Genomic DNA, 21,468 nt, shown 5'->3' with positions numbered 1-21,468 from the left:
ACGCGGACACCGCCGTGGCGGACGCCCCGGGCACGAAGGTTCCGGTGGACGGCACCGGCACCGCGCCCGCGGCTGGCGACGCGCGGGCGGCCGAGGCCGCCGGCGTGGCGGCCAACGCGCCGGCCGGCGACGGCAAGCCCGCCGGCGACGAGGCCGGGGCGCAGGAGCGCAACCTCACCGAAGCGAAGGCTGGCACGGTCGCCGACGGCGCCGGACCGGCGGACGCGAGCGAAACGGGGGCCCAGAAGTGACCACTCCCCGCCCGGAGACGTTGGCCAAGCTGACGCCGGTGCTGACCAAGCGCTGGCTGTCGCCGGACGCCTGGCGGATCGGCACCTACGAGCAGCTCGACGGCTACGCCGCGCTGCGCAAGGCGCTCAAGGCCCACCCGGACGACCTGATCCAGCTGATCAAGGACTCCGGGCTGCGCGGCCGTGGCGGCGCCGGCTTCCCCACCGGACTCAAGTGGGGCTTCATCCCGCAGGGTGACGGGAAGCCGCACTACCTGGTGGTCAACGCCGACGAGGGCGAGCCGGGCACCTGCAAGGACCTGCCGCTGATGACCCACGACCCGCACGCGCTGGTCGAGGGCGTCATCATCGCGTCGTACGCGATCCGGGCCAGCCGCGCCTACATCTACATCCGGGGCGAGGCCGTGCACGCCGCACGTCGGCTGCGCAACGCCGTCCAGGAGGCGTACGACAAGGGCTACCTCGGCCGGAACATCCTGCGCAGCGGCTACGACCTGGAACTGGTCGTGCACTCCGGCGCCGGGGCGTACATCTGCGGCGAGGAGACGGCTCTGCTGGACTCGCTGGAGGGGTTCCGGGGTCAGCCCCGGCTGCGCCCGCCGTTCCCGGCCACCCACGGCCTCTACGCCAGCCCGACGGTGGTGAACAATGTCGGCACCATCGCCAGCGTGCCGCCGATCGTGCTCGGTGGGGCCGACTGGTGGAAGACCATGGGCACCGAGAAGTCCTCCGGTCCGATGATCTACTCGCTCTCCGGTCGGGTCGCCAACCCCGGCCAGTACGAGTGCTCGATGGGTGTCACGCTGCGCGAGCTGCTGGAGCTGGCCGGCGGGATGCAGCCCGGTCACAACCTGCGGTTCTGGACTCCGGGCGGATCGTCCACGCCGTTGCTCGCGGCCGAGCACCTGGACGTGCCACTGGACTTCGAGGGGGTGGCGGCGGCCGGCTCGATCCTGGGCACCACGGCCACCCAGATCTTCTCCGACCAGGACTGCCCGGTGTACGCGACGTACCGGTGGCTGGAGTTCTACCACCACGAGTCGTGCGGCAAGTGCACCCCGTGCCGCGAGGGCAACTACTGGATGGTCCGGGTCTACCGGCGGATCCTCGCCGGTCAGGGCACCCACGAGGACCTGGACACCCTTCTGGACACCTGCGACAACATCCTCGGCCGCTCGTTCTGCGGTCTGGGTGACGGCGCGACCAGCTCGGTGACCTCGTCGCTGAAGTACTTCAAGCAGGACTACCTCGACTACATCGAGGGACGTACCGCGCCGAAGCTGTCGGACAAGCAGCTGGTGGGAGCCCACTAATGACCGACGTAGCCAAGCAGACCGAGACCGTCACCCTCACCATCGACGGCATCGAGGTCACCGCCCCCAAGGGGACGCTGCTGATCCGGGTCGCCGAGCAGATGGGCACCGAGATCCCCCGGTTCTGCGACCACCCGCTGCTGGCCCCGGCCGGCGCGTGCCGGCAGTGCCTGGTCGAGGTGGAGGGGCAGCGCAAGCCGGTCGCCTCGTGCACCCAGACCGTCGCCGACGGCATGGTCGTGCGGACGCAGATCACCTCCCCGGTCGCCAAGAAGGCGCAGGAGGGGGTGATGGAGCTGCTGCTGCTCAACCACCCACTGGACTGCCCGATGTGTGACAAGGGCGGCGAGTGCCCCCTGCAGAACCAGGCGATGTCCACCGGCCGCACCGACTCGCGCTTCCACGAGCACAAGCGGGAGTACGAGAAGCCGATGGCGATCAGCAGCCAGGTGCTGCTGGACCGCGAGCGCTGCGTGCTCTGCCAGCGGTGCACCCGGTTCTCCGAGGAGATCGCCGGCGACAAGTTCATCGACCTGATGGGCCGGTCGTCCGCCGAGGAGATCAACATCTACCGGGACGACGCGTACGGCGAAGAGGGCGACGCCGGGGACGTCCCGTTCAACTCCTACTTCTCCGGTAACACCGTGCAGATCTGCCCGGTGGGTGCGCTCACCGGTTCCCAGTACCGGTTCCGCGCCCGCCCGTTCGACCTGGTGTCCAGCCCCAGCGTCTGCGAGCACTGCTCGGCCGGCTGCGGGCAGCGCACCGACTGGCGTCGCGGCAAGGCGCTGCGCCGCCTGGCCGGTGACGAGCCGGAGGTGAACGAGGAGTGGAACTGCGACAAGGGCCGGTGGGGCTTCCAGTACGCCCGCGCCACCGACCGGCTGACCACCCCGCTGGTCCGCGACGAGCGCACCGGCGAGCTGCGCGAGGCGTCCTGGAGTGAGGCGCTCACCGTGGCCGCCGAGGGGCTGCACGCGGCCCGGGAGGGCGGGCAGGGCACGGCGGTGCTCACCGGCGGCCGGCTGACCGTCGAGGACGCCTACGCGTACGCGAAGTTCGCCCGGGTCGCCCTGAACACCAACGACATCGACTTCCGGGCCCGGCCGGTCTCCCGCGAGGAGGCCGACTTCCTGGCCAGCTCGGTCGCCGGGGTCACCGACGTCACCTACACCGACGTGGAGAACGCGCCGGCGGTGGTGCTGGTCGGCCTGGAGCCGGAGGAGGAGTGCCCCATCCTCTTCCTGCGGCTGCGCAAGGCGTACCTGAAGAAGACCCTGACGGTGTACGCGCTGGCGCCGTTCGCCACCCGCGGCCTGGAGAAGCTCGGTGCCAAGCTGGCCCGGGTGGTGCCGGGCGAGGAGGCCAGCGTGCTTGCCGAGCACGCCACGGTCACCGAGGCGCTGAGCGCGCCGGGCGCGATCCTGATCGTCGGCGAGCGGCTGGCCAGCGTGCCGGGTGGGCTCTCCGCCGCGGCGGACGTGGCCCGGCGTACCGGTGCGAAGCTGGCCTGGGTGCCGCGACGCGCGGGTGACCGTGGCGCGGTCGACGCGGGCTGCCTGCCCAACCTGCTCCCGGGTGGCCGGCTGGTCACCGAGCCGGCGGCGCGGGCCGAGCTGGGCGAGGCGTGGGACATACCGGCCGGGGTGATCCCGAGCCAGGCCGGTCGGGACACCGATCAGATCCTGGCCGCCGCGGCCAACGGGCAGCTCGGCGCCCTGGTGGTCGGCGGTGTCGACCCGGCCGACCTGGCCGACCCTCGGCTGGCCGAGGCCGCTCTGGACGCGGTGCCGTTCCTGGTGAGCCTGGAACTGCGCGCCAGCGCGGTGACCCGACGCGCCAACGTGGTGCTGCCGGTCGCCCCGGTGGTCGAGAAGGCCGGCAGCTTCCTGGACTGGGAGGGTCGGCTGCGGCCGTTCGAGGCGGTGCTGGACACCGCCGCGATGACCGACGGCCGGGTCCTCGACGCGCTCGCCGCCCTGCTCGACGTGCGGCTCGGCACCGGCGACGTGCTGAGTGTGCGTCGCGAGTTGGGCTCGCTGCCGGCCACCCGCACGTCCCGGCCGGCGGCACCGTCGGTGTCGCCGGGCGCGGTGCCGCACCCGGGCGCCGGAGAGGCCGTGCTGGCCACCTGGCACCAGCTGGTCGACCTCGGCACCCTGACCGACGGCGACGAGCACCTCGCCGGCACCGCCCGCCCGCCGGTCGTCCGGCTGGGCAAGGGCACCGCCGAGGCACTCGGTGTGGCCGACGGTGACGCGGTCACGGTCGGCACCGACCGGGGCGCGTTGACCCTGCCGGCCGAACTCACCGAGATGCCGGACGGCGTGGTCTGGCTGCCGACCAACTCACCCGGTGCGACCGTGCGACGCAGCCTCGGGGCGACGTCCGGCGCGGTCGTCCGGATCTCCGTTCCCGCACCGGGCGCGGCCGTTCCGGCCGGGCGCGTCGCGGCGGACGAGGCCGGTCTCCCGGGTCCGCTGCTCAATGCTGGGGGTGTCGAGTGAGGTACCTGGCGCAGGATCCGACGCTGGCCGACTTCGGCCGGGATCCGTGGTGGCTGGTCCTGGGCAAGATTGTCTTCGCGTTCGCCTTCGGTCTGCTGGCCACCCTGCTCGGCGTCTGGTTCGAGCGGCGCGTGGTGGGCTACATGCAGGTGCGGCCCGGCCCCAACCAGGTCGGCCCGTTCGGTCTGCTGCAGACCCTCGCCGACGGCCTGAAGATGGCCTTCAAGGAGGACATCCTGCCGAAGGCGGCCGACAAGGTCGTCTACTTCTTCGCCCCGACCATCTCGGTGATCTGCGCGGTCACCGCGCTGTCGGTGGTGCCGTTCGGCCCGATGGTGAGCATCGCCGGTCACCACACGCCGTTGCAGGTCACCGACGTGCCGGTGGCGGTGCTGCTGCTGCTGGCCTGCTCATCGATGGGCGTGTACGGCATCGTGCTGGGCGGCTGGGCCTCCGGCTCGACGTACCCGCTCCTCGGCGGTCTGCGCTCCAGCGCCCAGATGATCTCCTACGAGGTCGCCATGGGCCTGAGCATCGTCGCGGTGTTCATGACCGCCGGCACGATGAGCACCAGCGGGATCGTCGCCGCTCAGGGCGACGGCACCCAGCTGACCGTCTTCGGCACCGAGATCCCCGCGCCGGGCTGGTACGCGATCCTGCTGCTGCCCAGCTTCATCATCTTCTTCATCGCCACCGTGGGTGAGACCAACCGGGCGCCGTTCGACCTGCCCGAGGCCGAGTCCGAGCTGGTCGCCGGCTTCATGACGGAGTACAGCTCGCTGAAGTTCGCGCTCTTCATGCTCAGCGAGTACGTCGCGATGGTGACCATGTCCGCGGTCACCACCACGCTGTTCCTGGGCGGTTGGCGGGCACCCTGGCCGATCACCCTGTGGGAGGGCGCCAACTCCGGTTGGTGGCCGATGCTCTGGTTCTTCGGCAAGGTGATCGCGTTGGTCTTCGTGTTCGTGTGGCTGCGCGGCACGCTGCCCCGGCTGCGCTACGACCAGTTCATGCGCTTCGGCTGGAAGGTCCTGCTGCCGATCAACCTGGTCTGGATCCTGGTCCTGTCGGGCCTGCGCTCCATCGAGGACTGGGACTCGCGCAGCAAGCTCATCGCCGTCGGCATCCCGGCCGGTGTCCTGCTGATCGCCACGCTGTTCTGGCCCAACCGCCGCCCGCAGCCGAAGCCGACGACGCAGGAACAGGTGGACAGCCGGCCGTACGGGAGCTTCCCGCTGCCACCGATGGATCTACAGGTACCACCGAGCCCGCGTATCACGCGCGTGGTCGCCGAGCGGGAGCCGGCCAACATCGTCGCCGGCTCGGACTCCAGGGAGGTGTGACGTGGGCGCGATCACCGGAACGTTCAAGGGATTCGGTGTCACCTTCTCGCACATGTTCAGGAAGGTCGTCACCACCGACTACCCGTTCAAGCCGCCGGTGTCGGCGCCGCGCTACCACGGGCGGCACATCCTCAACCGGCACCCGGACGGCCTGGAGAAGTGCATCGGCTGCGAGTTGTGCGCCTGGGCCTGCCCGGCGGACGCGATCTACGTCGAGGGTGGCGACAACACCGACGACCAGCGCTTCTCGCCGGGTGAGCGGTACGCCAGCATCTACCAGATCAACTACGCGCGGTGCATCTTCTGCGGCCTGTGCATCGAGGCCTGCCCGACCCGTTCGCTGACCATGAGCAACGAGTACGAGCTGGCCCGGGACAACCGGCAGGACCTGATCTTCACGAAGGAGCAGTTGCTCGCGCCGCTGCTCGAAGGCATGGAGCAGCCGCCGCACCCGATGCGCCTGGGCGACAGCGAGAAGGACTACTACGTCGGCGCCCTGGACAATCCGGGCACCTCCGCCGGTGCCGAGACGTCCCCGATGGGCCCCGGCCGGTACCAGGTCGAGGAGCACCCCGGCGTGACGTTCCCGGGTGCCGAGCAGGCCGCCCAGCGCGCGGCGGCCGGCAAGGGAGAGCAAGCATGACCACGTCTACGGTGCTGGCCGCGGCGGGTGGGGTGTCCGGTGGTGAGGAGGTCACCTTCTGGATCCTCGCGCCGCTCGCGCTCATCGGCGCGATCGGGATGGTGGCGGCCCGCAACGCGGTGCACTCCGCGCTCTGGCTGGTGCTCACCATGCTCTGCCTGGGCGTGTTCTACGTGCTCCAGGCCGGGCCGTTCATCGGCATGGTGCAGATCATCGTCTACACCGGCGCGATCATGATGCTCTTCCTGTTCGTGCTGATGCTGGTCGGCCGGGACGCCTCCGACTCGCTGATCGAGACGCTGCGCGGCCAGCGCGTCGCCGCGATCGTGCTGGGGCTGGGCTTCGCCGGCCTGGTCGGCGGTGCGCTCTACCGGGCGCTGGAGGGCACCACCGCGGTCGGCCTGGAGCAGGCCAACGCGGAGGGCAACGTGCAGGGCATCGCCCGACTGCTCTTCACCAAGTACGTCTTCGCGTTCGAGCTGACCTCGGCGCTGCTGATCACCGCGGCGGTCGGCGCCATGGTGCTCGCGCACATCGAGCGGCGTAAGCAGGACAAGGTCGACCAGCCGTCGACGATGCGGGCCCGCTTCGCGCCGGGCAACTACCCCGGCCCCAAGCCGGGCCCGGGCGTCTTCGCGACCTCCTCCTCGGTGGCCACCCCGGCGCGGCTGCCGGACGGCCGGCTCACCGATCGGAGCACGCCGGACATCCTGCCGGTGCGGGAGCTGACCGCGCAGGAGACCACGCTGAAGGGTACGGATCGGTGAGCGCGAGGAGTGCAGCGAAGCGGAGCCCCGCAGTCGCGAACGAAAGGCGAGGCCAGTCATGACGCCCGACTACTACCTGGTGTTGGCCGCGGTGCTGTTCACCATCGGTGCCGCCGGGGTGCTCGTGCGGCGCAACGCGATCGTGCTGTTCATGTGCGTGGAGCTGATGCTCAACGCGGCCAACCTGACGCTGGTCACCTTCAGCCGGATCAACGGCGACCTCAACGGTCAGATCATGGCGTTCTTCGTGATGGTCGTGGCGGCGGCCGAGGTCGTGGTCGGTCTCGCGATCATCATGTCCATCTTCCGGACGCGGCGCTCGGCGAGCGTCGACGACGCCAACCTGCTCAAGTACTAAGGGGCAAGCAAGTGGAAGAGACTGTGCAGTACGCCGGTGCCACGGGCTTGCTCGGCAGCGTCTGGCTGCTGGTGGCGATCCCGCTGGTCAGCGCGGCCATCCTGCTGCTGCTCGGCCGTCGGGCCGACCGCTGGGGGCACTGGCTGGGCGTCGCCGCCATCGGTGCCGCCTTCGTGCTCGGCCTGACCTTCTTCTTCCAGCTGCGTGGCCTGGAGAACAAGTCGGTCGAGCTGAGCCTCTGGGACTTCATCGCGGTCGGTGATCTCCGGGTCGACTTCGGTCTGCTGTTCGACCCGCTGGCCGCGGTCTTCGTGCTGCTGATCACCGGGGTGGGTTTCCTGATCCACCTGTACGCGGTGGAGTACATGGCGCACGACGAGGGCCGCCGCCGGTTCTTCGCGTACTTCAACCTGTTCGTCGCGGCGATGCTGCTGCTGGTGCTCGGCAACAACTACGTGATGCTGTACTTCGGCTGGGAGGGCGTCGGTCTGGCGTCGTACCTGCTGATCTCCTTCTGGTACGGGCGGCCCAGCGCCGCCACCGCCGGCAAGAAGGCGTTCCTGATGAACCGGGTCGGCGACACCGGCCTGGCCATCGGCATCTTCATCATGTTCGCCACCCTGGGCACCACCCAGTACGACGAGGTGTTCAACGGCGTCGGTTCGCTGACCGGCACCACCGTGCTGGTGCTCGGCCTGCTGCTGCTGCTCGGCGCGGCCGGCAAGTCCGGTCAGTTCCCGCTGCAGGCGTGGCTGCCGGACGCGATGGAGGGCCCGACCCCGGTGTCGGCACTCATCCACGCCGCCACCATGGTCACCGCCGGCGTGTACCTGATCGCCCGCTCCAACCCGGTCTTCTCGGCGAACTCGACGCTGCAACTCGTGGTGGTCAGCGTCGGCGCGCTCACCCTGCTGATGGGCTGCATCATCGGCGCGGCCAAGGACGACATCAAGCGGGTACTGGCCTGGTCGACGGTGAGCCAGATCGGCTACATGTTCCTCGGCGTCGGCCTGGGCGGCGGGGCGTACGCGCTGGCCATCATCCACCTGCTGGCGCACGGCTTCTTCAAGGCCAACATGTTCCTGGGCGCCGGCTCGGTGATGCACGGCATGAAGGACCAGGTCGACATCCGCCGCTTCGGTGGCCTCTCGAAGCACATGAAGATCACCTGGTTGACCTTCATGATGGGATGGCTGGCCATCATCGGCCTCCCGCCGCTCTCCGGCTACTTCTCCAAGGAGCCGATCATCGCGAGCGCCTTCGATCGGGAGGACTGGACCGCCTGGCTCTTCGGCGGCGCGGCACTGCTCGGCGCGGGGCTGACCGCGTTCTACATGACGCGGCTGTTCGTGCTCACCTTCCACGGCCCGAAGCGGTGGACCGAGGACATCGAGCACCCGCACGAGTCGCCGAAGCTGATGACCATCCCGCTGATCCTGCTGGCTGCCGGCTCGGTGGTGGCCGGTGGCCTGATGGCCTGGAACGACGGGGTCGCCTCCTGGCTGTCACCGGTGCTCGGCGAGGAGGCCGCCGGTGAGGCCCACGGCGTGCTCTCCCACACGGTGATCACGATCCTGTCGCTGCTGGTCACCGTGCTCGGCGCCGGGCTGGCCTGGTTCCTGTTCCGGACCGGTACGGCCACCGCGCCGCAGCCGGCCGGGGTGCTGGTCACCGCCGCCCGGCGCAACCTCTACGCCGACGCGGTGAACGAAGCGGTCTTCGAGAAGCCGGGCATCTTCCTCACCCGGGCGCTGGTCTTCCTCGACAACCGGGGCATCGACGGGCTGGTCAACGGGCTCGCCGCCGCGGTCGGCGGTGGTTCGGGCCGGCTCCGGCGGATGCAGACCGGCTTCGTCCGCTCGTACGCCACCTCGATCCTGGCCGGCGTGCTGCTGGTGATGGCGGCGTTCCTGGCCGTGCAGGCGGGGTGGTTGGCGTGATCGACCTCTTTCCGGCCGCCCCCGCCGGCGGACCACGCAGTGACGACGGAGGTAAGGCCGCATAATGTCCAACTTCCCGTTCCTCTCGGTGCTCACCGTGGCGCCGCTGGTGGGCGCCCTGGTGGTGGCCTTCCTGCCGCGTCACCGGCCGGAGCTGGCCAAGCAGGTGGCGTTCGCCTGGTCACTGCTCGTGCTGGTGCTGTCGGTGGTGATGTGGGTCAGCTTCAACGCCGGCGGTGACCGGTTCCAGTTCCGCGAGTCGTACTCGTGGATCCCGAACTGGGGTGTCAGCTTCACCTTCGCGGCCGACGGCATCGCCCTGGTGATGTTGATGCTGATCGCGGTGCTGGTGCCGCTGGTGATCCTGGCGTCCTGGCACGACGCGGAGTCGTCGAAGCGGTCGGTGCCCGTCTACTTCGCGCTGCTGCTGGTCCTCGAATGCACGATGATCGGCGTCTTCGCGGCCGCCGACGTCTTCCTGTTCTACGTGTTCTTCGAGGTCATGCTGGTGCCGATGTACTTCCTCATCGGCAGCTACGGCGGCCACCAGCGGCAGTACGCGGCGGTGAAGTTCTTCCTCTACTCGCTCGTCGGCGGTCTGTTCATGCTGGCCGCGGTGATCGGCCTGTGGGTGGTCGGCGGGAAGACGTTCGACTGGCAGGCGCTGTCGCAGGTGGACATCAGCACCGGCACCGAGCGGTGGCTGTTCCTCGGCTTCTTCCTCGCGTTCGCCATCAAGGCGCCGTTCTTCCCGTTCCACACCTGGCTGCCGGACGCCGGTGGTGCCGCTCCGGCGGGTGCCGCCGCGCTGCTCGTCGGCGTGCTGGACAAGGTCGGCACGTTCGGCATCCTGCGCTACTGCCTGCCGCTGTTCCCCGAGGCGTCGAAGTGGTTCGCGCCGTGGGCTCTGGCGCTGGGCGTGATCGGCATCGTCTACGCCGCGCTGCTGGCGGTCGGCCAGAACGACCTCAAGCGGCTGGTGTCGTACACCTCGATCGCGCACTTCGGGTTCATCGGGGTGGGCATCTTCGCGTTCACCACGCAGGCCGGCACGGGCGCGGTGCTCTACATGCTCAACCACGGTCTGGCCACCGGCCTGCTGTTCCTGGTGGTGGGCATGCTGATCTCCCGGCGTGGTTCGGCGCTGATCAGCGACTTCGGTGGTGCCGGCAAGCTGGTTCCGGTGCTCGCCGGTGTGCTGTTCTTCGCCGGTCTCGCCTCGCTCGCGCTGCCCGGGACCGCGCCGTTCATCTCCGAGTTCCTGGTGCTGATCGGCACCTTCACGGTGAACAAGCCGGTGGCGGTCATCGCCACGCTCGGCATCATCCTGGCCGCCGCGTACGTGCTGTGGATGGTGCAGCGCACCACCCAGGGCACGCTCAACCCGGCGCTGACCGAGGTCGACGGCATGCGCCGGGACCTGAATCTGCGCGAGAAGGTCGTGGTCGCCCCGCTGATCGCGCTGATCGTGCTGCTCGGCTTCTACCCCAAGCCGGTCACTGACGTGATCAACCCGGCCGTCCAGGCGACCATGGACGACATCGGCAGGACCGACCCCGCCCCGTCGGTGGGCACCGTCCAGGAGGCGCACCGGTGAGCGCGAGGAGTGCAGCGCAGCGGAGCCCCGCAGTCGCGAACGAAAGGTCGGCACAGTGACCGAGTTGAAACTGCCGTCGCTCGACTACGCGGCGCTGGCCCCGATCCTGATCATGTTGGGCACCGCGTTGCTCGGTGTGCTGGTCGAGGCGTTCGTGCCCCGGCGTTCGCGGCACCTGGTGCAGCTGACGTTGGCACTGCTGGCGGTGCTCGCCGCGCTGACCATGGTGGTCCTGAGCGCCGACGACCGGATCATCACCGCCGGTCAGGCCCTCGCGGTGGACGGGCCGACGCTGTTCCTCCAGGGCGCGATCCTGGTGCTGGCCGCCATGGCGCTGCTGCTGATCGGTGACCGCTCGGTGGAACGCGGCGGTGCGTTCGTCGCGCAGGCCGCGGTGACCGCCGAGTCGGCCGACGACCGGCGGCAGGCCGAGGGCCGCAACGGGCTCACCGAGGTCTACCCGCTCACCACGTTCGCGATCGGCGGCATGCTGATCTTCGTGGCGGCGAACGACCTGCTGACCATGTTCATCGCGCTGGAGGTCTTCTCGCTGCCGCTGTACCTGCTCTGCGCGCTGGCCCGTCGCCGGCGGCTGCTGAGCCAGGAGGCGGCGATGAAGTACTTCCTGCTCGGCGCGTACGCCTCGGCGTTCTTCCTGTTCGGCGTGGCCCTGATCTACGGCTTCACGGCCGGCGTTCCGGGTCGGGCCGCCGGTGTCGACTTCGCCACCATCAACGCGGCGGTGACCGAGTCGCCGGCCAGCCCGGTGCTGCTCTTCGCCGGCATGGCGCTGCTCTCCATCGGCCTGCTCTTCAAGGCCGCCGCGGCACCGTTCCACGTGTGGACGCCGGACGTCTACCAGGGTGCGCCGACCCCGGTCACCGGGTTCATGGCGGCCTGCACGAAGGTCGCCGCGTTCGGTGCGCTGCTGCGTGTCTTCCACGTCGCGTTCGCGGACGCCGGCTGGGACTTCACGCCGGTGCTCGGTGCGGTCGCGGTGCTGACCATGCTGATCGGCGCGGTGCTCGCCGTCACCCAGACCGACATCAAGCGGCTGCTCGCGTACTCCTCGATCGCCAACGCCGGCTACCTGCTGGTCGGTGTGCTGGCGCCGACCCGCGACGGGCTGTCCGGCACGATGTTCTACCTCGTGGCGTACGGGTTCTCGGTGCTGGCCGCGTTCGCGGTGGTGACGCTGGTGCGCGACGCCGACGGGGAGGCCACCCACCTGTCCCGCTGGGCGGGGCTGGGTCGGCGTTCGCCGTTCTTCGCCGGGCTGTTCACGTTCATCCTGCTGGCCTTCGCGGGTATCCCGCTGACCAGCGGCTTCACCAGCAAGTTCGCGATCTTCGGGCCGGCCCTGGAGGAGGGGCAGGCCTGGCTGGTGATCGCCGGTGTGTTGACCAGCATGGTGCTGGCGTTCCCGTACCTGCGGGTCGTGGTGATGATGTGGCTCTCCGAGCCGGGCGAGTCCACCCCGACCGTCACCGTGCCCGGTGGGCTCACCTCCGCCGCGCTGATGATCGGCGTGGTGGCCACTCTGGTGCTGGGTGTCGCCCCGGCGCCGCTGCTCGATCTGGCCGCCGGAGCAGCCGAATTCGTGCGATGACGCGAGTCTCGTCGATCGGAGGCCGGTACGCGTTCGCGTGCCGGCCTCCGGTGCGTATCCCCGACCCGGAGCAGGTCGAACGGGTGTGGCATGGTTGATGGTGTGGTGATTCCGGCTGGTGAGCGTTCAGGTGCCTCCGGCTCCGGCGGTCGTCGGGGTCGGGCGAGCACGAGTCAGTTCGGCGCGCTCGGCCTGCATCTCGCCGATCCCCGCGTCGAGGCGTCCGTGCTGGGTCTGCTGGCCTCGGTGGAGGTCGAGCTAAGGGCCAGCGTGGCGAGCGCGGACCCGTTCGTCACGGAGGCCGCCCGGCATCTGGTCGAGGCCGGCGGAAAGCGTTTCCGCCCCCTGCTGGTGGCGCTGGGCGCCCAGTTCGGTGATCCGACCGGCGCACAGGTCATTCCGGCCGCCGTGGTGATGGAGCTCACGCACCTGGCGACGTTGTACCACGACGACGTGATGGACGAGGCGGCCGTGCGTCGGGGTGCGCCGAGCGCGAACTCCCGCTGGACCAACTCGGTCGCCATCCTGGTCGGCGACTATCTCTTCGCCCGCGCCGCGGACATCGCCGCCGATCTGGGCCCCGAGGCGGTCCGGTTGCAGGCGCGCACGTTCGCCCGCCTGGTGCACGGTCAGATCGCGGAGACCGTGGGGCCGCGTGCCGACGACGACCCGGTCGCGCACTACCTGAACGTCATCGCGGACAAGACCGGTTCGCTGATCGCCACGTCGGCCCGTTTCGGCGGCATGTTCGGTGGTGCCGCGCCGGAGCACGTCGAGGCGTTGGCCGGGTACGGCGAGACGATCGGGGTGGCCTTCCAGCTCTCCGACGACCTGCTGGACATCGCGTCCGAGTCGGTGCAGTCGGGCAAGACCCCCGGCACGGACCTGCGGGAGGGCGTTCCCACGCTGCCGGTGCTCTACGCCCGTGCGGCGGACGACTCCGACGCCTCCTCGGTGCGCCTGCGGGAGATCCTGGCGACCGGCCCGCTGACCGACGACGCGCTGCACGCGGAGGCGCTGGGGCTGCTCCGGGAGAGCCCGGCGCTCAAGCGGGCGCGGGAGACCGTGCGCAGCTACGCCGAGGACGCCCGCGCGCGACTCGCCCCGCTGCCGGACGGGCCGTCGCGTCGCGCCCTCGAATCGCTCTGCGACTACATCGCCGACCGCACCAGCTGATCCGCACTCCGGGTCGTGCCGGCGACGGTCAGGAGCCGACTGCCGACGAGCATGAGCGCGGCGGCGAGCAGCATCGACACCGCCGCCGTGGACCACATCGCCGGGTAGCCGAGGTGGGCGGCGAGCGGGCCGAGGCTCAGCGGGCCGAGGCAGCCGCCCGCGTACACCCCGGTCTGGGTGATCGACGTGGCGGTGGCCGGCGCCTGCGGGTGGAGCCGGACCACCGCGAAGTTCATCAGGCCGGGCCACGCCCAGCCCAGGCCGAAGCCGAGCACCACGCCCGCCACCAGCGGCACCGCGCCGGTCAACGCGAGCAGGCCCAGGCCGACCGCGCCGACCACCAGCATCGCGGCGATCAGCGCGACGTGGCCGCTGGCCCTGCGGTCGGCCAGCGCGCCGGCACCCACGCGGGCCGTCACGCAGACGGCGCTGCCCAGGGTCAGGGTGAGGCCGGCGAGGCCCGGGGACAGTCCTCGGGCGGCCGCGGAGTCCACCAGGAAGGTGCCGAGCGCGTTGGCCGCGGCGGCGGCCAGGGTCGCCGCCGCGCCGATCACCACGAGCGCCCCGGTGGCCCGGCCGGCACGCCTGTCGCTGGCCTTGCGGGCGCGGCCGGCCTCCTGCCGGGGTACGAGCGGCAGCGTCGTCAGCGCCGCACCGGCGGCGGCCACGAACGCCCAGCGCCAGCCGGCGGTGAGCGCGATGGTGGGGACCGCGGCACCGGCGAGCAGGGTGGAGACCGGGATGGCCGCCTGCTTGACGCCGAACGACAGCCCCTGGCGGCGGGCCGGCACGTGCTGGGCCAGTGCCGCGTTGCTGGCCAGCTGGCCGAGGGCGTTCGCGGCGGCGCTGAGCGCCAGCAACCCCACCAACACCGGGTACGACCGGGCGAGCGCCGCCACGGCCAGCATCGACCCGGCGGCCAGCAGGATGCCGCCGCGGGCCACCACGGCCGGTCCGTACCGTTCGACCAGGCGGCCGGAGGGCACCGAGGCCAGTGCGCTGACCCCGAAGTAGACGGCCACGGCGACGCCCAGGCCGGCAGGGGAGAAGCCGACGTCGGCGCCCATCTGCACGGCGAGGCCACCGAGCAGGAAGACGGGCATGACGCAGGCGACGGTGGTGGCGACGGCACCGACGCTGGCCCGGACGGGTCGGGGACGGGCGGTGGCCGGGGTGAGGGCTGTGTTGGCCATCGTCCGGCAAACCTACGCGAGGCATGTGCAGAGCACTCCTCGTGACCGGCGGGGCACAAGCTGTGGATGGTGATCTGGCATCCTCGACCCGAACAGGCATTTCGCACCGGGCCTGTTTTTCATATGGTGTAAGTCCCCGGCGGCGGAGGTGGTTGTGCGCGACCCCTTGGCAGAACCTTCGGACCTGATCCGCAGCGTGTCCAGAGCACTGCGGGTGCTGGAGTCGGTCGGTCGCGCCCCGAAGGGCCTGACCGTCAAGCAGATCGCTCGGCGTTGCGAGTTGACGGTGGCCACGACCTACCATCTGGTGCGCACACTCGCCTACGAGGGTTACGTGATCCGTCGCGAGGACGGCACGTACATCGTGGGGTTGGAGGTGGCCGACCGCTACCGGGAGCTGGTGACCGCGTTCCGGGGTCCGCCGGCCGTCGGTGAGACGCTGCGGCGGGCCGCGATGGACACCGGCTACAGTCACTACCTGGGCCGCTTCGTCGGCGGTCAGGTGGCCATCACGGCGGTCGCCGAGGGGCACCGGTCGCCCTACCTGGAGGATCTGGTCCCCGGCTTCGACGAGGGTGCGCACGCCACCGCCCTCGGCAAGGCGCTGCTCGCCACCCTCACCGCCGACCAGCGTTTCCGCTACCTGCGCGAGTACGGCATGCGGCCGTTCACCAGCGCCACGTTGACCACCACCGAGACGTTCGAGGCCGACCTGGCCGCCGGGGACCGGCGCGGGATGCAACTGGAGCTGGGGCAGTTCCGCCAGGGCGTGGCGTGCGCGGCGGTGCTGGTCACCCCGGACAAGGACATGGAACGCCGGGTCGTGCTGGCCTGTGCGTTGCCGGCCAGCGAGATGATGACCTCCGCCCGGGTGGTACGCGCCAAGCTGCTCACGGTGGCCCGCAGCGTCGCCGACGGTATCGCCGCCGACCACTGACCCGTACGACGCCGAGAGGCCCTCTCCCGGGCTGGGAGAGGGCCTCTGGGGGCGGTCCAGGGCCGGACCGCCGGAGCAACGTCAGCGGCCCGCCGGCCGCGTGGGTGACGTCAGCTGCCCACCGGGCCGCCGTCGAGACGCCAGGTGACCACCACGCCGGGCTTGGCGTAGTCGCCGTCCGGCCAGTTCGAGGCCGGGTTCTCCACCGAGGCGCCGGTGATCTCACCCGGGTGCTGCACCGCCACGAAGACCGAGCGGTTGTCGCCGGTGATGAACGGGCCGCAGGTCTCCGCGCCGATCGGCACGGTCAGGAACTGCTTGAGGTGACCGCGCTCCGGGCCCTCCACGGCGACCGCGAACAGGCCGTCGTTGCTGCCCAGCGCATTGCCGTCGGTGGAGATCCACAGGTTGCCGGTGGCGTCGAAGGCGACGTTGTCCGGGCAGGAGATCGGGGAGACCTTGGTCTTGTCGTACCCGGCGAAGAAGGTCGACGGGTCGGTCGGGTCGCCGCAGACGATCGGCAGCGACCAGGCGAACGTCTCCGCCGCGTTGTCGTTGCGATCCTCGACCAGCTCGAGGATCTGCCCGTGCTTGTTGGCGATCCGCGGGTTGGCCTCGTCCGGCTTGGGGTTGCTGCCGACACCCCGGTTGGTGTTGTTGGTCAGCGCCACGTACACCTTGCCGGTGAGCTGGCTCGGCTCGACGTCCTCGGGGCGGTCCATCTTGGTCGCACCGACCTTGTCGCCGGCGAGCCGGGTGAAGGTGAGCACGTCCGCGGCGGTCATCCCGTCGACGAACGACCGGTTGCCGCTGACCAGCTTGATCCAGCGACCCCGGCCGTTGAAGGCGCCGTCGCTGGGCAGCTTGCCGGAGCCGTCGATCTCACCGGCGCTGGTCTGGTCCAGCTGCGCCACGTAGAGCGTGCCGGACTCCAGCAGGGTCAGGTTGTGCTTGCGGGCAGCCCAGGAGTTGCCCTTCATGAACTTCTTGTCCGAGACGAACTTGTACAGGTAGTCGAACCGCTCGTCGTCGCCCATGTACGCGACCACGTGCCCGTCCTTGGCGACGATCACGTTCGCGCCCTCGTGCTTGAACCGGCCCATCGCGGTGTGCTTGCGCGGGCGGCTCTCCGGGTCGAACGGGTCGATCTCGACGATCCACCCGAACCGGTGCGCCTCGTTGGGGTGCTTGGCCAGGTCGAAGCGCTCGTCGGCGCGCTCCCACTTACGGCTGCCGCTGGGGTAGCGGCTGGCGGTGCTGATGCCGTAGCGGTCCAGCTTCGGCTTCAGCTCGGCGGGCGCGGCGTCGGCGCCGACGAAGTACTGGTTGAAGTTCTCCTCGCCGGAGAGCACCGTGCCCCACGGGGTCACGCCACCGGAGCAGTTGTTCAACGTGCCGACAACGGTACGACCCTTGGGGTCGGCGGCGGTCTTCAGCCACGCCGAGCCGGCGGCCGGGCCGGTCAGGTCGAACTTGGTGCTCAGCGCGGTGACCCGCCGGTTGTACGGCCGAGGGCCCTTGCCGACCGGCTTCCACTGCCCGGTGCCGGCGACCCGCTCCAACTCCACCACGGACATGCCGTGCGCGGCCATGGCCGTGCGCAGCTGCTCCACGGAGAGCCCGTCGAGGCCCGGGAAGCCCGGGAACATCAGGTCCTCGTTGGTGTACTCGTGGTTGACCACGAGCAGCGCCCGGTTGCCGCGCTTGTCGAGCGGCAGCACACCCACGAAGTCGTTGTTGTAGCCGAACTGCTTGGACTGCGCGGCGGCGGTCTGGTGGTGCACGTTGAACTCCGGCGCGCCCGGCACCACCGGGTCACCCCACTTGATCACCACGGCGTGGTCGTAACCGTTCGGCACGACCAGGTTGTCCAGCTTGTTCGGCGGGATCGGCTTGAACGACAGGGCGCCGCTGCCGACACCGGTGCTGGGACGGCCGAAACCGAAGCCCTCCGGAACGTCCGGGGCGGCGGGGGCCGCCACGGCGGGGGCCGCGCCGGCCAGCGCGCCGGCCGCCGTACCGCCGAAACCGAGGACCAGCGCGCCGACCGCACCGGCCCGGACCACGCCGCGCCGCGAGACCTCCGCGTTCACCACGTCTCCGAAGTACGCGTTGTCGGACGTGTTCGGGACCGGGTGGTCGCAGGCGTTTCCGCAGCGGTAGAGACAGGTCATGGCGTCACGGGTGCCGTGGCGGTTGCCGGTCAACAAAGGGAGCAGCCGGGGACGGTCGCTCATGGGAGTGGCCTCCTGGAAGTCGGTGGCGCGCCGGAGAAGGTCGACGGCGGGCGTACCAGCCGGACGCTAGGAGGACGCGGTGAGCGGTCGTCGGCCGCAATGTGAACCAGGCATGAACACCTGTCTGGGTCCGCGCCGACCCGCAGCCGGTCTGACCTCGGTCTGAACCGTTCGGCGTCACCGCACGTATTCCCGGGCGAACGCACCGCCGGACGCGCGCCGGAAGTGAGGAGAACGCCATCAGCGACCACGACGCCCAACTGCTGCGCGCGCTGCACGACGAGCACGCGGAGGCGCTGTACGCACACGCGCTGCGGCTGGTCAACGGCGACCGGCAACGCGCCGAGGATCTGGTGCAGGAGACGCTGCTGCGGGCCTGGCGGCACCCGGAGTCACTCGACCCGCGGCGCGGTTCGGTCCGGGCCTGGCTCTTCACCACCGCCCGTAACCTGGCCATCGACGCCTGGCGTCGGCGATCCACGCGGGTCGGCGAGGTGTTCACCGACGAGATGCCCGAGCCGCCCGAGGTCGTCGACGAGGCCGAACGCGCGGTGGAGGCGTGGACCGTCGCCGAGGCGTTGAACCGGCTCAGCCCGACCCACCGGGAGGTCCTGGTCGAATGCTTCTACCAGGGACGGTCGGTGGCCGAGGCGGCGTCGCGGTTGGGCGTGCCACCGGGCACCGTGAAGTCCCGCACCCACTACGCGCTGCGGTCTCTACGGTTGGTCCTGGCTGAGATGGGAGTGACGGGATGACCCGGTGCGAGTTCGCGCACGACGATGGCGCGTACGTGCTGGGTGCCCTGGCTCCCGCCGAGCGGGCCGCGTACGAGCGGCACCTCGCCGGCTGCGCCGAGTGCCGCGACGCGGTCGCCGAGATCGCCGTCCTGCCCGGACTGCTCGGCCGTCTCGACCCGGCCGGGCTGGAGCAGTTCCTGCCGCCGCCGACCGCACCCCGGGTGCCCGCGCTGCTGGAGGAGGCTCGGGCCCGGCGGCGCCGCGAGCGGTGGTCCAACCGCCGAGGGTACGCGGTGACCGGGCTGGTCGCCGCCGCGATGGCACTGGTGGTCGGTGCCGGCACCGCCACGGTGCTGCGAAACACCCCGGGCACGACGCCCCTCCCGGGCGCGGTGGGGACGAGCCCCGGCCCGCGGGTGTCGATGGTCGCCATGCGACCGGTGGCCGCCGCTGGGCCGGTGCACGCCGAGATCGGGCTGACCGGCACCGAGTGGGGCACCGAGGTGACCATGCGCTGCGGGTACGACCCGCGCACGAGCTACGGCAAGGCGTACCCGTTCCGGTTGGTGGCGCACGGCCCGAACGGCGCCAGTGAGCAGATCGGCTCGTGGCTCGCCGCGCCGGGCGACAGTCTCCAGTTCACCGGCGCCACGAGGTTCACCGACGCCGAACTGGTCAGCGTGGAGCTGCAGAGAGCCGACGGCACCCCCATCCTGACCTACGCGGTCCCCTGACCCGCCCCGGTGATCATGAGGTTGGCGGGGCCTCGGGAGATCGACAACACCGTCAACCTCATGATCAACCAGGGTTTGGCCGGGGTGGGCGGGTGGGCCGGTCGGTCAGGTGGGGAGGGGGGCTGGGGCCTTGGTGGGGGCGGGGGTGGCGCGTCGGCGGGTTTGGCGGATGGCGTCGGCGGTGAAGACGATCAGGGCCAACCAGACCAGGGCGAAGCCGGCCAGACGGGCCGGCGGCATGGGCTCGTGGAAGATCAGCACGCCGCAGCCGAGCTGAAGGATCGGCGCCAGATACTGGATCATGCCGAGGCCGGTCAGCGGCAGCCGGTTGGCGGCCCCGGCGAAGAGCAGCAGCGGGATCGCGGTGACCGCACCGGCCAGCACCAGCAGCGCGGTGTGCCCGACCGAGACATGCCCGAAGGTCAACTCGGCGCGGCGGGTCAGCCAGGCCAGGTAGCCCAGCGCGGGCAGCGCCAGCACCGCTGACTCGACGAAGAGCCCCTCGGCGGCGGGCAGCCCGAGCCGCTTCTTGATCAGGCCGTAGCCGGCGAAGCTGAACGCCAGGGTCAGGGCCAGCCAGGGCAGGCGACCGTAGTCCACGGCGAGCACCACGACGGCCGACCCGCCGATGCCCAGCGCCACCCACTGTGCCGGCCGTAGCCGCTCCCGCAGCACCGTCACCCCGAGCAGCACCACGACGAGGGGGTTGATGAAGTAGCCGAGCGCCGTCTCCACCACCCGCTCGGAGCTGACCCCGTAGATGTAGGTGCCCCAGTTGATCGCGATCAGCGCGGCGGCGGCGGCGATCCCCGCCATCGCCCACGGCCGGCGCAGCAGCGCCCGCAGGAAACCGATGTTGCGCAGCGCACCCAGCAGCAGGGCCACGAAGACCACCGACCAGACGATCCGGTGAGCCAGGATCTCCAGCGGGCCGGCGGGTCGCAGCAGCTTGAGATAGAGCGGGAAGAAGCCCCAGATGAGGTACGCGACGAAGCCGTAGAGGTAGCCCAGGCGGAGTGACGTCACGCCTCCACCGTAAGGGGTGAATCCCCGCTATGTTCCTTTCCGGTGATCGGGGTCACCGGCGGCCGCTGGTCGAGATTCATCCACCGCTCCGGGACCTCCAGCGGAGTGAAGCCCACCCGCGCGTACACCTCGTGCGCGTCGTTGGTGACCAGCAGGATCCGGCGTACGCCCAACTCGGCCAGGTGGTCGCGGACCGCGGCCGCGAGCCAGCCGCCCAGGCCGTCGCCCCGGGCGGCGCGATCGACGTACACGTCGCAGAGCCAGGCGAAGGTGGCGCGGTCGGTGACCACCCGGGCCACCGCCACCTGCTGGCCGTCCCCGGGCCGGTAGACGCCGAACGGCAGCGAGCCGGCGAACGCCCGCGCGACCATCTCCCGGTCCCGCCCCAGTGCCCAGTACGCGTCGGTGGACAGCCACCGGTGCACCCGGTCCAGGTCGAGGCGTGCCGGATCGGTGCTGAGCAGGTGGCCGTCGGCGCGAGTCAGTGAGAACACTCCGCGACGCTAGCCGCGACGGCGGCCTCCCGCGCCGACCAATTCCCGCACTCTGGTCACCGACCCGTCCGGTCCCCGGTGCTCGTCGGGGGCCGGACGGGGTCGAGGCGGTGCTGGTCAGTCCCGGTCGAGGACGGCGCCGAGGATCCAGGTCACGATGCTCACGAAGAGGGCGCCGAGTACGGCGGCCGGCCAGAAACCGTCCACCGAGAACGGCAGGCCGGCCTGGTCGGCGATCCAACTGGTGAGCAGGAACAGCAGGCCGTTCACCACCAGCGCGATGAGACCGAGCGTCAACAGGTAGAAACCACAACCGACGGTCTTGATGATCGGCTGGAGGACCGCGTTGACCACGCCGAAGATCACCGCGACCAGGAGCAGCGTGGTGACCGTCTCGACGGCCGAGTTCGAGTCCAGGGTGATACCTGGAATGAGCAGTGTGGCCAACCAGAAGGCCAGCGCCGTGGTGGCCAGCCGGATCAGCAGACCTTTCAGAAAACCCATGGCGGGGATCGTGCCACGGACCGGGCGGCGGCGTAACCCGCCAGTTGCCGCGCCGGGCGGGTCAGCCGCGTCTCGCGCGCGGGCAGGTCGATCGCGTTCCGC

The 21,468-nt window shown here is 70.8% G+C and carries 18 protein-coding genes; 13 read left to right on the top strand and 5 right to left on the bottom strand.

The annotated features are described in order from the left end of the window. Positions 1-247 precede the first annotated feature (247 nt). From nuoF to AB0H52_RS11995, 10 genes are all read left to right on the top strand, one after another. Positions 248-1,564, top strand: coding sequence for an NADH-quinone oxidoreductase subunit NuoF (gene nuoF, locus AB0H52_RS12040; protein WP_151489191.1), 1,317 nt, complete (start codon positions 248-250; stop codon positions 1,562-1,564). Continuing rightward, the gene (locus AB0H52_RS12035; protein WP_357946871.1) at positions 1,564-4,071 is read left to right on the top strand and encodes an NADH-quinone oxidoreductase subunit G; all 2,508 of its coding nucleotides are present in this window, start codon (positions 1,564-1,566) and stop codon (positions 4,069-4,071) included. The genes nuoF and AB0H52_RS12035 overlap by 1 nt, the downstream gene beginning before the upstream one ends. Beyond that, the gene (gene nuoH / locus AB0H52_RS12030; RefSeq protein WP_151489193.1) at positions 4,068-5,414 is read left to right on the top strand and encodes an NADH-quinone oxidoreductase subunit NuoH; all 1,347 of its coding nucleotides are present in this window, start codon (positions 4,068-4,070) and stop codon (positions 5,412-5,414) included. The genes AB0H52_RS12035 and nuoH overlap by 4 nt, the downstream gene beginning before the upstream one ends. Position 5,415: 1 nt before the next feature. Next, complete coding sequence (nuoI, locus tag AB0H52_RS12025; protein ID WP_151489194.1) at positions 5,416-6,057, top strand: NADH-quinone oxidoreductase subunit NuoI; 642 nt, start codon at positions 5,416-5,418, stop codon at positions 6,055-6,057. Further along, a complete protein-coding gene (locus AB0H52_RS12020; protein ID WP_151489195.1) occupies positions 6,054-6,824 on the top strand; it encodes an NADH-quinone oxidoreductase subunit J in 771 nt (256 codons plus the stop codon). The genes nuoI and AB0H52_RS12020 overlap by 4 nt, the downstream gene beginning before the upstream one ends. 58 nt (positions 6,825-6,882) lie before the next feature. Continuing rightward, positions 6,883-7,182: an NADH-quinone oxidoreductase subunit NuoK gene (nuoK, locus tag AB0H52_RS12015; RefSeq protein WP_030486270.1), complete on the top strand. Its 300-nt coding sequence runs from the start codon at positions 6,883-6,885 to the stop codon at positions 7,180-7,182. 11 nt (positions 7,183-7,193) lie between these two features. Beyond that, the gene (gene nuoL, locus AB0H52_RS12010) at positions 7,194-9,122 is read left to right on the top strand and encodes an NADH-quinone oxidoreductase subunit L (RefSeq protein WP_151489196.1); all 1,929 of its coding nucleotides are present in this window, start codon (positions 7,194-7,196) and stop codon (positions 9,120-9,122) included. Between the two features lie 64 nt (positions 9,123-9,186). Continuing rightward, positions 9,187-10,719 carry an NADH-quinone oxidoreductase subunit M gene (locus AB0H52_RS12005; RefSeq protein ID WP_151489197.1) on the top strand — a complete coding sequence of 511 codons (1,533 nt, stop codon included), beginning with the start codon at positions 9,187-9,189 and terminating at the stop codon, positions 10,717-10,719. A gap of 55 nt (positions 10,720-10,774) precedes the next feature. Continuing rightward, positions 10,775-12,328, top strand: coding sequence for an NADH-quinone oxidoreductase subunit NuoN (nuoN, locus tag AB0H52_RS12000; RefSeq protein WP_357946866.1), 1,554 nt, complete (start codon positions 10,775-10,777; stop codon positions 12,326-12,328). Between the two features lie 90 nt (positions 12,329-12,418). Next, positions 12,419-13,504 carry a polyprenyl synthetase family protein gene (locus tag AB0H52_RS11995; protein WP_151489199.1) on the top strand — a complete coding sequence of 362 codons (1,086 nt, stop codon included), beginning with the start codon at positions 12,419-12,421 and terminating at the stop codon, positions 13,502-13,504. Here AB0H52_RS11995 and AB0H52_RS11990 read toward each other — a convergent pair. After that, a complete protein-coding gene (locus tag AB0H52_RS11990; RefSeq protein ID WP_357946863.1) occupies positions 13,480-14,697 on the bottom strand; it encodes an MFS transporter in 1,218 nt (405 codons plus the stop codon). The two genes, AB0H52_RS11995 and AB0H52_RS11990, sit on opposite strands and share 25 nt — an antisense overlap. 154 nt (positions 14,698-14,851) lie before the next feature. On the opposite strand from AB0H52_RS11990, the gene AB0H52_RS11985 reads away from it, so the two are divergent. Further along, positions 14,852-15,634 carry an IclR family transcriptional regulator C-terminal domain-containing protein gene (locus AB0H52_RS11985; protein ID WP_151489201.1) on the top strand — a complete coding sequence of 261 codons (783 nt, stop codon included), beginning with the start codon at positions 14,852-14,854 and terminating at the stop codon, positions 15,632-15,634. A 110-nt stretch (positions 15,635-15,744) separates the two neighbouring features. On the opposite strand, the gene AB0H52_RS11980 is transcribed toward AB0H52_RS11985, so the two are convergent. Continuing rightward, the gene (locus AB0H52_RS11980; protein ID WP_151489202.1) at positions 15,745-17,871 is read right to left on the bottom strand and encodes a PhoX family phosphatase; all 2,127 of its coding nucleotides are present in this window, start codon (positions 17,869-17,871) and stop codon (positions 15,745-15,747) included. 239 nt (positions 17,872-18,110) lie between these two features. Between AB0H52_RS11980 and AB0H52_RS11975 the strand changes: the two genes are divergently transcribed. Both AB0H52_RS11975 and AB0H52_RS11970 read left to right on the top strand, forming a co-directional pair. Continuing rightward, a complete protein-coding gene (locus AB0H52_RS11975; RefSeq protein WP_109817284.1) occupies positions 18,111-18,626 on the top strand; it encodes a sigma-70 family RNA polymerase sigma factor in 516 nt (171 codons plus the stop codon). Next, positions 18,623-19,342 carry a zf-HC2 domain-containing protein gene (locus AB0H52_RS11970; RefSeq protein WP_151489203.1) on the top strand — a complete coding sequence of 240 codons (720 nt, stop codon included), beginning with the start codon at positions 18,623-18,625 and terminating at the stop codon, positions 19,340-19,342. The genes AB0H52_RS11975 and AB0H52_RS11970 overlap by 4 nt, the downstream gene beginning before the upstream one ends. A gap of 105 nt (positions 19,343-19,447) precedes the next feature. Here the strand turns inward: AB0H52_RS11970 and rarD are convergent, their stop codons facing one another. The 3 genes from rarD to AB0H52_RS11955 all read right to left on the bottom strand — a co-directional run bounded on the left by rarD (position 19,448) and on the right by AB0H52_RS11955 (position 21,366). Further along, positions 19,448-20,368, bottom strand: coding sequence for an EamA family transporter RarD (rarD, locus tag AB0H52_RS11965; RefSeq protein ID WP_278125079.1), 921 nt, complete (start codon positions 20,366-20,368; stop codon positions 19,448-19,450). Continuing rightward, positions 20,365-20,862 (bottom strand): GNAT family N-acetyltransferase, encoded by a 498-nt coding sequence (locus AB0H52_RS11960; RefSeq protein WP_151492934.1) that lies wholly within the window; start codon positions 20,860-20,862, stop codon positions 20,365-20,367. Before AB0H52_RS11960 ends, rarD begins: the two co-directional genes overlap by 4 nt. A 117-nt stretch (positions 20,863-20,979) precedes the next feature. Then, the gene (locus tag AB0H52_RS11955) at positions 20,980-21,366 is read right to left on the bottom strand and encodes a phage holin family protein (RefSeq protein WP_151492933.1); all 387 of its coding nucleotides are present in this window, start codon (positions 21,364-21,366) and stop codon (positions 20,980-20,982) included. Positions 21,367-21,468: the final 102 nt, after the last annotated feature.

It is taken from the genome of Micromonospora sp. NPDC050695, assembly GCF_040654415.1.
Taxonomy (GTDB): Bacteria; Actinomycetota; Actinomycetes; order Mycobacteriales; family Micromonosporaceae; genus Micromonospora.
Note: the sequence above shows the minus strand (reverse complement) of the source record. Positions and strands in the feature narration are given on the sequence as shown.

Coding starts and splice junctions, on each gene's coding strand:
- AB0H52_RS12035 (WP_357946871.1), top strand. CDS start 1,564: ATGACCGACGTAGCCAAGCAGACCGAGACCGTCACCCTCACCATCGAC.
- AB0H52_RS12020 (WP_151489195.1), top strand. CDS start 6,054: ATGACCACGTCTACGGTGCTGGCCGCGGCGGGTGGGGTGTCCGGTGGT.
- nuoK (WP_030486270.1), top strand. CDS start 6,883: ATGACGCCCGACTACTACCTGGTGTTGGCCGCGGTGCTGTTCACCATC.
- AB0H52_RS12005 (WP_151489197.1), top strand. CDS start 9,187: ATGTCCAACTTCCCGTTCCTCTCGGTGCTCACCGTGGCGCCGCTGGTG.
- AB0H52_RS11995 (WP_151489199.1), top strand. CDS start 12,419: ATGGTTGATGGTGTGGTGATTCCGGCTGGTGAGCGTTCAGGTGCCTCC.
- AB0H52_RS11990 (WP_357946863.1), bottom strand. CDS start 14,697: ATGGCCAACACAGCCCTCACCCCGGCCACCGCCCGTCCCCGACCCGTC.
- AB0H52_RS11980 (WP_151489202.1), bottom strand. CDS start 17,871: ATGAGCGACCGTCCCCGGCTGCTCCCTTTGTTGACCGGCAACCGCCAC.
- AB0H52_RS11970 (WP_151489203.1), top strand. CDS start 18,623: ATGACCCGGTGCGAGTTCGCGCACGACGATGGCGCGTACGTGCTGGGT.
- AB0H52_RS11955 (WP_151492933.1), bottom strand. CDS start 21,366: ATGGGTTTTCTGAAAGGTCTGCTGATCCGGCTGGCCACCACGGCGCTG.